Genomic DNA, 10,703 nt, shown 5'->3' with positions numbered 1-10,703 from the left:
CGGGACTTCTACCGGTCGCTGCGGGCCCGCGGCAAGGAAGGGAAAGTGGCCATCGTGGCCGTGATGCGCAAGATGCTGGCCATTCTCAACGCCCGCGTGCGCGACGCAGAAAGCGGACCGATCCCCGCTTGAGGCAAGCCCAAGCGCACCGCAGCGGCTGCCGGCCGGCGGCCGGCTTTGCCGTGACTGTCTGCCAGACGGCCAAAAAACCATCCGACAACACAGTTGCTCCATGGACGGATTCACGGCGTCCCCCGTAACCGGACCCACCCCGCCATCCCACGGAATGCGGCATTTGATCTTGCTGTCGCGTTTGCCGTTGTCTCTGCGGGTGCCGGGCGGCAGCCCGGCCGTCCCATCACCGCCCGTGTGGGTCCGGCCGGTGGTGCACGTACTCGACCACGGTGCCATCGGGGTGCACCGCATTGAACGCCGCGCCGGTGGGTACCACCTGCAGCGGGAAGATGATCTGCGCGCCGGCTGCGACCAATCTGTCGTGATAGGGCCGCACGTCATCGACCAGCAAGGTGCCGGTGGTGGAGGTGAACGGCGCCAGTGCGGTGTCATTGCCTTCGATCAGCAGGAACGCACCGACCATGGCCAGGCGCAGGCCGGCATCGGGGAAGGGGAAGCCCGCGTCGGCCACCACGCCCTGCAGTTGTTCGTAGAAGGCCACCCGTGCTTCCAGTTCTCCGGGGGCGACGAACACGCGGATCAGCACGCGTGGGCTGCGCTGGCTGGAGGTATCACAGCGGTCGCGCCAGAGATGGTCGAAGTCGCGGTGCAGGGTCATGGGCAACGCTCGGGGCCGGGAATTCCATTATCGGCAGCACCACACGCTGCGCTGATGACCAGCGGTGATGGCTTGATAACCACCGTGCGCGCGGGCGCCTGTGACTTAGGTCCTGTTGACAGCGATCAACGCCCTCGCACAATCTTCACATGATGGGTCGCCGTGTGCGGCCCGGGCAGGCAGGTTGTCACGCCGGGAGGAGGGTCCCGCGCGCAGACCGGCCCGTCCTTTGGCCTGCAGGTGTTGCCCGGCAACGCTTGCGCGGCATGACGCTGCACCCTTCGGCGGCACTTTCCCTGGACCGATTGCCTTGGCAACGGAATTACGCCTGCTGATGAAAACGTTTACAAAGCCGCTTGCCCTGTCCCTTGCCCTGTCTGCCGCATTGGCCGCCCCGGCCTGGGCCGACCCGGCCGCCTTCACCGTGCTGACCCTGGACCAGGCGCCTGCGCCGGACGCGATGCCGGCCCTGGCGGCGCAGCTGAAGACCCTGCAGGTGGACGCGGTGAGCGTGCGCCAAGTGCAGCGCGGTATCGGCCAGGTCGATCCGTTGCAGCTGCTCGCTGATGGCCTGGGCTACGACTACCGCTTCATTGCCGCCGGCCAGGACGATGGCCAGACCCAGCGCGGCCAGGCCGTGCTGACCCGCCTGCCGATTGCCGCGGAAAGCGGCCCGGACCAGCCGGGCCTGAACTACCTGCGCCTGGATGACGGTCGCCACACAGTGGCCGTCTACACCGACGCCGGTGCCGGCGCCGCGCAGTTGCCGGCGCTGGTGTCGCGTTCGCGGCTGGGCGCACCGGCGGTGCTGCTGGGCGCGGTGGCCAGTGAATCGGCCAAGGCAGCGGGTTTCGATCCCTCGCGCGTGGCCCTGGAAGCCGATGCCAGCTATTTCAGCGATGGCTTCCAGGCTGCCAGCAGCGCACCGTTCAAGATCGATGGCAATGGCCTGCAGGCAACCCTGCTGACCCTGGCCTACGCGGCCGACAAGGGCGGTGAGCGCCCGTGGATGGATGCCAGCCTGAACGCCGATGCGCGCGCTGCGTTGCTGCTGAAGGCGATGACCGAGGACGAGAAGTTCCAGATGCTGCACAGCTACTTCGGGCTGGGCAAGGATGGCGGTCCGCTGCCGGAAGGCGCGGTGGGTTCTGCCGGTTTCGTGCCGGCGGTGCCGCGCCTGGGCATTCCGGCGCAGCAGTCGGCCGATGCTGGCGTGGGCGTGACCAACCCGGGTGGCATCCGTCCGGGCGATTTCGCCACGGCCATGCCCTCGGGCCCGTCCACCGCCTCCAGCTGGAACCGCGAAGTCGCCTTCGCCGGTGGCGCAACCATGGGCCGTGAAGCCTGGCAGCAGCGCTTCAACATCCTGCTTTCGGGCAGCGTGAACCTGCAGCGTGACCCGCGCAACGGCCGCAATTTCGAATACGCCGGTGAAGATCCGCTGCTGGCCGGTTCGATGGTGGGCGCGCTGATCCAGGGCGTGCAGAGCCAGCACGTCATCTCCTCGATGAAGCACTTCGCGCTGAACGACATGGAGACCCGCCGCAACTTCCACGATGTGCGCATCGGCGAACAGGCCATGCACGAATCGGATCTGCTGGCCTTCGAGATTGCGCTGGAAGCCGGCCGCCCAGGCGTGGCGATGTGCTCGTACAACAAGATCAACGGCACCTACGGCTGCGAGAACGGCTACCTGATGAACCAAGTGCTGAAGCAGGAGTGGAAGTTCCCCGGTTTCGTGATGTCCGACTGGGGCGGCGTGCACAGCGGTTCGAAGGCGGCGCTGGCCGGCCTGGACCAGCAGTCGGCCGGTGAAGTGTTCGACGCGGCGGTGTTCTTCGACGAGCCGCTGCGCCTGGCCGTGCACGGCGGCGTGGTGCCGCAGGCGCGCCTGAATGACATGGTCGCGCGCATCCTGCGCACGATGTTCCTGCACGGCAACTTCGACAACCCGCCGCAGCACCAGAAGGTGGATGCCGAGGCTGGCTTCGCCGTTGCCCAGCGCACGGTGGAAGAAGGCAGCGTGCTGCTGCGCAATGAAGGCAACCTGCTGCCGCTGGCCGACAGCGTGAAGCGCATCGTCATCATTGGTGGCCATGCCGACAAGGGCGTGATCGGTGGCGGTGGTTCGTCGATGGTGGGCGTGACCGCCAAGGGCACCAATGCGGTGCCGGGCGTGCTGCCCACCACCTGGCCGGGCCCGGTGATGTTCCACCCGTCCTCGCCGCTGGAATCGCTGCGTGCAGCGCGCCCGGACGCGACCATCGAATATGTGGACGGCAGCAACGCTGCTGCGGCGGCCAAGGCTGCCGCGCAGGCGGACGTGGCCATCGTGTTCGCCACCCAGTGGGCGGCCGAGTCGGTCGACCTGCCGGACATGAAGCTGCCTGACAACCAGGATGCGCTGATCTCGGCAGTGGCCAAGGCCAACCCGAAGACCGTGCTGGTGCTGGAAACCAATGGCCCGGTGCGCACGCCGTGGCTGGCGCAGGTGCCGGCCATGCTGCAGGCCTGGTACCCGGGCATTCGTGGTGGCGAAGGCATTGCCGCGCTGCTGACCGGCCAGGTGAACCCGTCGGGCCGCCTGCCGGTGACCTGGGTGGTGGACGAATCGCAGCTGCCGCGCCCGCACGTGGATGGTCTCGGTTTCAAGCCGGCCAAGCCGTTCGGCGATGTGTTCGATTTCGATATCGAAGGCGCCAACGTGGGCTACAAGTGGATGGCCGCCAAGGGCCTGACCCCGACCTTTGCCTTCGGTCACGGTCTGTCCTACACCTCGTTTGCCTATGAAAACCTGAAGGTGAGCGTGGAAGGTTCGCGCCTGGTCGCCAGCGTGGACATCCGCAACACCGGCAAGCGCGCCGGTGCCGACGTGGCCCAGCTGTACCTGAAGCTGCCGGCCGGCAGCACCACGCCGATCCGCCTGATCGGCTACGACAAGGTGAGCCTGCAGCCGGGCGAACAGCGCCGTATCCGCATCGAAGCCGAGCCGAAGACGCTGGCGCATTACGATGCGCAGGCCCGCCAGTGGAAGATCGACGGCGGCACCTACCAGGTGCAGCTGTCGCGCAATGCGGCCGAACCGCTGCAGAGCGTGGACGTGCAGCTGGTGGAGCAGGTGCTGCGTTGATTCCGCAGCTGATGGATGCTTGAAGACACGGCCCCGCAAGGGGCCGTGTCTGTTTGTGGGGGGGGCACCGGGCCATGCCCGGCGAGCGCGGCGGCCGTCGGCCGCACATGTGCCATCAGTCGTGCCCCGGACACCACAGAACGCAAAGCCGGCGCACACTTCGGCGGGGTGGGCAGGAGTACGCTGGAACCTTTCCTGCCGAGGGGTCATCCATGCATGTGCGTGCCGTTGCTGTAGCCATCGCCCTGTGCCTGTCCAGCAGCGTGCTGGCCGCCGATACCCCGCCGATGACCCCGGACATCAGTGGCAAGCCGTTCGTTGCACCGGATATCGGCCGCGACTACGACAAGCGCGTGGTGATGGTGCCGATGCGCGACGGCACCCGTCTGTACACCGTGATCGTAGTGCCCAAGGGCGCCCACAACGCGCCGATCCTGCTGACCCGCACGCCCTACGATGCTGCCGGCCGCGCCAACCGCAGCGATTCGCCGCGCATGCGTGACCTGCTGCCGCAGGGCGACGAGGTGTTCGTCGACGGCGGCTACATCCGCGTGTTCCAGGATATCCGTGGCAAGTACGGTTCCGAAGGCGATTACGTGATGACCCGGCCGCTGCGCGGGCCGTTGAACAACACCAAGGTCGACCACGCCACCGACGCCTGGGACACCATCGACTGGCTGGTCAAGCACGTGCCGGAAAGCAACGGCAAGGTCGGCATGCTGGGCTCGTCCTACGAAGGCTTCACCGTGGTGATGGCGCTGACCAACCCGCACCCCGCGCTGAAGGTGGCCGCGCCACAGAGCCCGATGGTGGATGGCTGGATGGGCGATGACTGGCTGAACTACGGCGCCTTCCGCCAGGTCAACTTCAACTACTTCGCCATGCAGACCGAGAAGCGCGGCAAGGGCATGCCGCTGCCCAGCCTGGGCTACGACGACTACAGCACCTTCCTGCGCATTGGCTCGGCCGGCGACTACGCGCGTTTCACCGGCGTGGACCAGCTGACCTGGTGGAAGAAGCTGGTGCAGCACCCGGCCTACGATGCGTTCTGGCAGGGCCAGGCGCTGGATGCGGTGATGGCCAACACCCCCTTGAAGGTGCCCACGATGTGGCTGCAGGGCCTGTGGGACCAGGAAGACATGTGGGGCGCCAACCATGCCTACCAGGTCATGGAAGGCCGCGATACCGGCAACACCCACAACTACCTGGTGATGGGCCCGTGGCGGCACAGCCAGGTGAACTACAGTGGCAGCGAACTGGGCGCCCTGAAGTTCGATGGCGATACCGCCCTGCAGTTCCGCCGCGATGTGCTCAAGCCATTCTTCGACCAATACCTGGTGGACGGCGCGCCGAAGGCGGACACACCGCCGGTGCTGATCTACAACGCCGGTGAAAACCACTGGGACCGCCTGCAGGGCTGGCCGCGCAGCTGCGAAAAGGACTGCGCGGCGGCCAGCAAGCCGTTGTACCTGCGCGCCGGCGGCAAGCTGGCCTTCCAGGCGCCGGCGGCAGGCGAGGGTGATTACGAAGAGTATGTGTCCGACCCGGCCAAGCCGGTGCCGTTCGTGCCGCGCCCGGTTCGTTTCGGCGACCGTGACATGTGGACCACCTGGCTGGTGAAGGACCAGCGCTTCGTGGATGGTCGGCCCGACGTGCTGACCTTCATCACCGAACCCTTGAGCGAACCGCTGCGCATCGGCGGTGCGCCGGTGGTGCATCTGCAGGCGTCCACCAGTGGCACCGACAGCGACTGGGTGGTGAAGCTGATCGATGTGTATCCGGACCAGGAAGCATCGACGCCGGAGATGGGCGGCTACGAGCTGCCGGTGTCGCTGGCGATCTTCCGCGGCCGCTACCGCGAAAGCTTCAGCGAAGCCAAGCCGCTGGCCGCCAACCAGGTGCTGCCGTACCGCTTCGATCTGCCCAATGCCAACCACACCTTCCAGAAGGGGCACCGGGTGATGGTCCAGGTGCAGTCCAGCTTGTTCCCGCTGTATGACCGCAACCCGCAGACCTACGTGCCGAACATCTACCTGGCCAAGCCGGGCGATTACCAGAAGGCCACGCAGCGCGTCTGGCACAGTGCCGCGCAGGCAAGCTACATCGATCTGCCGGTGTATTGAAGGGGACGGGGTGACGCCGGGCATGTGTCGACCAAGGTCGACACCTACCAGAGCAGGCGGTAGCGCCGGGCCATGCCCGGCGCATGTGCGGCTTATGCGCCCAACGCGGGGTAATCGGTGTAGCCGTGCTCGCCGCCGCCATACAGCGTGGCCGGGTCCAGCTCGGCCAGGGCCGCGCCGCTGCGCAGGCGTGCAACCAGATCGGGGTTGGCGATGAACGCACGACCGAAGGCGACCATGTCGGCGTAGCCGCTGGCGACGGCCTGCTCGGCACTGTCCACGTCATAGCCGTTGTTGGCGATCCACGGGCCGCGGAAGTGGGCACGCAGCGCGGCGTAGTCGAACGCGATGTTGTCCCGGTCACCGCCGGTTGCGCCTTCGATCACGTGGATGAAGGCCAGCCCTTCGATGCTGTCCAGACGTTCCACCGCGCGGTTGAACAGCGGCTGCGGGTCGCTGTCGTGGGCATCGTTGACCGGCGTGACCGGCGACAGGCGCACGCCGGTACGGGCCGCGCCGATGGCCTCGGCCACGGCACTGGTTACTTCAAACAGCAGGCGCGTGCGGTTTTCGATGCTGCCACCGTAGGCATCGCTGCGCTGGTTGCTGCCGTCGCGCAGGAACTGATCGATCAGGTAGCCGTTGGCTGCATGGACTTCCACGCCATCAAAGCCCGCCGCGATGGCGTTGCGCGCGGCGATGCGGTAGTCCTCGATCAGCGCCGGGATTTCATCGATGGCCAGTGCGCGTGGCGCGGACACATCCTCAAAGCCGTTGGCGGTGAAGGTCTTGCCGTTGGCGCGGATCGCGCTGGGTGCCACCGGCACTTCACCGTCCGGCAGCAGGCTGGTGTGGGAAATGCGGCCCACATGCCACAACTGCAGCACGATGCGGCCGCCTTCTGCGTGCACGGCATCGGTAATGTGCTTCCATGCCGCCACCTGCTCGGCGCTGTAGATGCCTGGAGTGTCCAGGTAGCCCTGGCCAAGCGGACTGATCTGGGTGGCCTCGGCAATGATCAGGCCGGCGCTGGCGCGCTGCTGGTAGTAGGTGACCGCCAGCGGCGACGGTACGCGATCGGGCAGGGCGCGGTTGCGCGTAAGCGGAGCCATGGCGATGCGGTTGGCAACGGCGATATCACCCAGGCGGGTGGGCGTGAACAACACGCGGGATTCGGCACTCATCGGGGGTCCATGCACTGAAGGGGAGGTGTGCATGAGCATAGAGCGCTGCGCGTTGCAGTGATGGGAAGGATCGTTGCGTGGCGGCGGTGCGCCGCGTGCCGTTTCCGTAACACGTGGCGGCGTAGATTCAAGGGCAGGCGGGCAGGCCCGCGTCGATTGCCAACACGTGGAGTACACAGATGATCGATTATCAGCTGGGCGGAAAGACCGCCATCGTTACCGGCGGTGTTTCCGGCATCGGCTTGGCCGTGGCCGAGCTGCTGGCTGCATCGGGCGCACGCATTTCAGTGTGGGACCTGAAGCAGGACGCCGTGGATGCGACCGTGCAGGCCTTGAAGGCCAAGGGTGCCGAAGCCATCGGCATTGCGCTGGACGTGACCGACGAGGCAGCGGTGGAAGCGGCCGTGCAGCGCACGGTGAGCGAACTGGGCGGGCTGGATGTGGCCGTGAACAATGCCGGTATCGGCGGCCCTGCGGCCAGCAGCGCCGATTACCCGGTTGATGGCTGGAAGCGCGTGGTGGATGTGAACCTGACCAGCGTGTTCCTGTGCCAGCGTGCGCAGATCCAGGCGATGCGCGCGGCGGGCAAGGGCGGCAGCATCATCAACATGGCTTCGATCCTGGGCCAGGTGGGCTTTGCCGGTTCCACCGCGTACGTGGCGGCCAAGCATGGTGTGGTGGGCCTGACCCAGACGGCCGCCTGGGAACATGCTGCCGACGGCATCCGCATCAACGCGGTCGGTCCGGGCTTCATTGCCACGCCGCTGCTGGACAAGATGGATGCCAACGCGCGTGCCACGCTGGAAGCCAAGCATGCCCTGAAGCGGCTGGGCACGCCGGACGAGGTCGCTGCGTTGGTGGCCTGGCTGGCCAGCAATGATGCCTCGTTCGCGACGGGTACCTATTACGCGATCGATGGCGGTTACCTGGCGCAGTAATGCGCTCAGGTGCGGTGCCGCCGGGCCACGCCCGGCGCTACCGGGTGAAACGGCCGTGCGGGCGCCTTCACTGTGGTGCCACGCGCGGCGCGCGACGCTCCGGGAAAATACCGGAGCCTGCCGATGGAACTCACCCAGGACGTATCCATCCTGCTGCGCGTTGCCGCCGCCATGCTGTTTGGCGGCGTGCTGGGCGTCGAGCGCGAGATGGGCAAACACGCCGCGGGCCTGCGCACACACATGCTGATTGCGGGTGCGGCGGCGCTGATCGTCGGCCTGGGCGATTCGGTGGCCGAACATTTCCAGCAGGAGCGCTACCGCGACCTGCTGCAGGTCGATCCGGTGCGCCTGATCGAGGCCGTGGTGGCCTGCGTGGGGTTCGTTGCCGCCGGCACCATCCTGCGCGGTAACCGCGAAGACCAGGTCAGTGGGCTGACTACCGCCAGTTCTCTTGTGATGGCCGCCGCCATCGGCATTGCCGTGGGCATTGGCAAGTACGTGATCGCGATGGGAGTGAGCGTGCTGTGCCTGCTGGTGCTGGCGGTGATACGGCGGGTGGAGAAGAAGCTGTGAGTGCCGGGCTGGGGTCGGAGCCCCTGCGGGGATCCGACCCCGCCGCGACCAGGGTCAGATCCCCGCAGGGGCTCTGACCGTTTCTCTTAATGGTCATACCAATAAACCAGAACTAACGCTATGGTCTAATAGGCGTCTTGCGGGAATGACGGTTCAATCCGCCACCAGTGGTGCATTTGTTGCGAATAATGGTACGACCAATATTCGCGCGCCACGGACCGCCCCACTGCGGTGGGTTTCCCGTCAACGCCGAGATTTTCCATGCAGCCCTGGCAACACCTGTACGACCCCGCCGGCAACCTGTGGTTGTCCAGCCTGATCGCGCTGCTGCCGATCGCCTTCTTCTTCGTCGCCTTGGCCGTGCTGCGCATGAAGGGCTGGCTGGCCGGCACGATCACCGTGGCCATCGCGCTCGGCGTGGCCCTGCTGTTCTACCGCATGCCACTGGCGCAGGCGCTGGGCGCGGCCGGCTATGGCTTTGTCTACGGCCTGTGGCCGATCGCCTGGATCATCATCGGCGCGGTGTTCCTGTACAAGGTCTCGGTCAAGACCGGGCAGTTCGACATCATCCGCGCCTCGATCCTTTCGGTTACCGAAGACCAGCGCCTGCAGATGTTGATGGTCGGCTTTGCCTTCGGTGCGTTCCTGGAAGGCGCCGCCGGGTTCGGCGCTCCCGTGGCGATCACCGCCGCGCTGCTGGTCGGCCTGGGCTTCAAGCCGCTGTATGCGGCCGGCCTGTGCCTGATCGTCAACACCGCACCGGTGGCGTTCGGTGCCATGGGCATTCCGATCATCGTCGCGGGGCAGGTGACCGGCCTGGACGCGTTTGAGATCGGCCAGATGGCCGGGCGCCAGCTGCCGTTCCTGACCATCATCGTGCTGTTCTGGATCATGGCGATCATGGATGGCTGGCGTGGCATCAAGGAAACCTGGCCGGCGGTGCTGGTGGCCGGTGGTTCCTTCGCCATCGCCCAGTACCTGACCTCCAACTTCATTGGCCCGGAACTGCCGGACATCACCGCATCGCTGGCCTCGCTGGTCTGCCTGACCCTGTTCCTGCGCCGCTGGAAGCCGGTGCGCATCTTCCGTTTCGATACCGAAACCAGTGCGCAGGCCGCTGCACAGGCGCTGGAGGCACCGCGCCATAGCGTCGGCCAGATTGCCAAGGCGTGGTCGCCGTTCCTGATCCTTACGGCGATGGTCACCCTGTGGAGCATCAAGCCGTTCAAGGCGTTGTTCGCCGCCGGCGGTGCGCTGCAAGGCTGGGTGTTGAAGATTCCGGTGCCGGGGCTGGACCAGATGGTGCAGAAGATGCCGCCGATCGTGCCCGCGCCGCTCAGCTACGAAGCGGTCTACAAGTTCGACTGGTTCTCGGCCACTGGTACCGCCATCATCCTGGCCGCAGTGATCGCCATCATCGCCCTGCGCATGCCGGCCAAGGCCGCGCTGCAGACCTTCGGCGAAACCGTGCGCGAGCTGCGCGTGCCGATCTATTCCATCGGCATGGTGCTGGCTTTTGCCTTCATCGCCAATTACTCAGGGCTGTCGGCCACCCTGGCGCTGGCGCTTGCCCACACCGGCGATGCCTTCCCGTTCTTCTCGCCGTTCCTGGGCTGGCTGGGCGTGTTCCTGACCGGTTCGGACACGTCTTCAAATGCGCTGTTCTCTGCCTTGCAGGCCACCACCGCCCAGCAGATCGGCGTGTCCGATGTGCTGCTGGTGGCGGCCAACACCACTGGCGGGGTGACCGGCAAGATGATTTCCCCGCAGTCCATCGCCATTGCCTGTGCGGCGGTGGGCCTGGCCGGCAAGGAATCGGACCTGTTCCGCTTCACCGTCAAGCACAGCCTGATCTTCACCACGATGGTCGGCCTGATCACCCTGGCCCAGGCCTACTGGCTGACCTGGATGATTCCCTGAGCCATGGCCGCTCTGCTCCTCCAGCCTCGTGCGGTTCGGGTG

7 protein-coding genes and 1 pseudogene are annotated in these 10,703 nt (G+C 66.4%); 6 read left to right on the top strand and 2 right to left on the bottom strand.

Features of this window, described 5'->3' with window-relative positions:
- Positions 1–132 (top strand): annotated as a pseudogene (locus C1932_RS11245) (IS110 family transposase); the annotation flags it as partial.
- A gap of 226 nt (positions 133–358) precedes the next feature.
- Here C1932_RS11245 and C1932_RS11240 read toward each other — a convergent pair.
- Complete coding sequence (locus C1932_RS11240) at positions 359–793, bottom strand: glyoxalase (protein ID WP_108753345.1); 435 nt, start codon at positions 791–793, stop codon at positions 359–361.
- Positions 794–1,127: 334 nt separating this feature from the next.
- On the opposite strand from C1932_RS11240, the gene C1932_RS11235 reads away from it, so the two are divergent.
- Together C1932_RS11235 and C1932_RS11230 are read left to right on the top strand one after the other, a co-directional pair.
- Positions 1,128–3,923, top strand: coding sequence for a glycoside hydrolase family 3 C-terminal domain-containing protein (locus tag C1932_RS11235; RefSeq protein ID WP_108762225.1), 2,796 nt, complete (start codon positions 1,128–1,130; stop codon positions 3,921–3,923).
- A 212-nt stretch (positions 3,924–4,135) separates the two neighbouring features.
- Positions 4,136–6,046 carry a CocE/NonD family hydrolase gene (locus C1932_RS11230; protein ID WP_108762224.1) on the top strand — a complete coding sequence of 637 codons (1,911 nt, stop codon included), beginning with the start codon at positions 4,136–4,138 and terminating at the stop codon, positions 6,044–6,046.
- A gap of 92 nt (positions 6,047–6,138) precedes the next feature.
- On the opposite strand, the gene C1932_RS11225 is transcribed toward C1932_RS11230, so the two are convergent.
- Positions 6,139–7,263 (bottom strand): alkene reductase, encoded by a 1,125-nt coding sequence (locus tag C1932_RS11225; RefSeq protein WP_325051523.1) that lies wholly within the window; start codon positions 7,261–7,263, stop codon positions 6,139–6,141.
- Between the two features lie 146 nt (positions 7,264–7,409).
- On the opposite strand from C1932_RS11225, the gene C1932_RS11220 reads away from it, so the two are divergent.
- The 3 genes from C1932_RS11220 to lldP all read left to right on the top strand — a co-directional run bounded on the left by C1932_RS11220 (position 7,410) and on the right by lldP (position 10,661).
- Positions 7,410–8,168 (top strand): SDR family NAD(P)-dependent oxidoreductase, encoded by a 759-nt coding sequence (locus tag C1932_RS11220; protein ID WP_108762222.1) that lies wholly within the window; start codon positions 7,410–7,412, stop codon positions 8,166–8,168.
- Between the two features lie 123 nt (positions 8,169–8,291).
- On the top strand, positions 8,292–8,741 hold the full coding sequence (locus C1932_RS11215) for an MgtC/SapB family protein (protein ID WP_108756423.1): 450 nt from the start codon (positions 8,292–8,294) through the stop codon (positions 8,739–8,741).
- A 261-nt stretch (positions 8,742–9,002) separates the two neighbouring features.
- The gene (lldP, locus tag C1932_RS11210; protein ID WP_108756422.1) at positions 9,003–10,661 is read left to right on the top strand and encodes an L-lactate permease; all 1,659 of its coding nucleotides are present in this window, start codon (positions 9,003–9,005) and stop codon (positions 10,659–10,661) included.
- The last annotated feature ends 42 nt before the right edge of the window (positions 10,662–10,703 follow it).

The sequence above is a fragment of the Stenotrophomonas sp. YAU14D1_LEIMI4_1 genome, assembly GCF_003086815.1.
Taxonomy (GTDB): Bacteria; Pseudomonadota; Gammaproteobacteria; order Xanthomonadales; family Xanthomonadaceae; genus Stenotrophomonas.
The sequence above is the reverse complement of the archived record's forward strand: the minus strand, read 5'-3'. Positions and strand labels throughout refer to the sequence as shown.

What these genes read in the sequence shown, in the direction of transcription:
- C1932_RS11240 (WP_108753345.1), bottom strand. Translation starts at nt 793, where the DNA reads ATGACCCTGCACCGCGACTTCGACCATCTCTGGCGCGACCGCTGTGAT.
- C1932_RS11235 (WP_108762225.1), top strand. Translation starts at nt 1,128, where the DNA reads ATGAAAACGTTTACAAAGCCGCTTGCCCTGTCCCTTGCCCTGTCTGCC.
- C1932_RS11230 (WP_108762224.1), top strand. Translation starts at nt 4,136, where the DNA reads ATGCATGTGCGTGCCGTTGCTGTAGCCATCGCCCTGTGCCTGTCCAGC.
- C1932_RS11225 (WP_325051523.1), bottom strand. Translation starts at nt 7,263, where the DNA reads ATGCACACCTCCCCTTCAGTGCATGGACCCCCGATGAGTGCCGAATCC.
- C1932_RS11220 (WP_108762222.1), top strand. Translation starts at nt 7,410, where the DNA reads ATGATCGATTATCAGCTGGGCGGAAAGACCGCCATCGTTACCGGCGGT.
- C1932_RS11215 (WP_108756423.1), top strand. Translation starts at nt 8,292, where the DNA reads ATGGAACTCACCCAGGACGTATCCATCCTGCTGCGCGTTGCCGCCGCC.
- lldP (WP_108756422.1), top strand. Translation starts at nt 9,003, where the DNA reads ATGCAGCCCTGGCAACACCTGTACGACCCCGCCGGCAACCTGTGGTTG.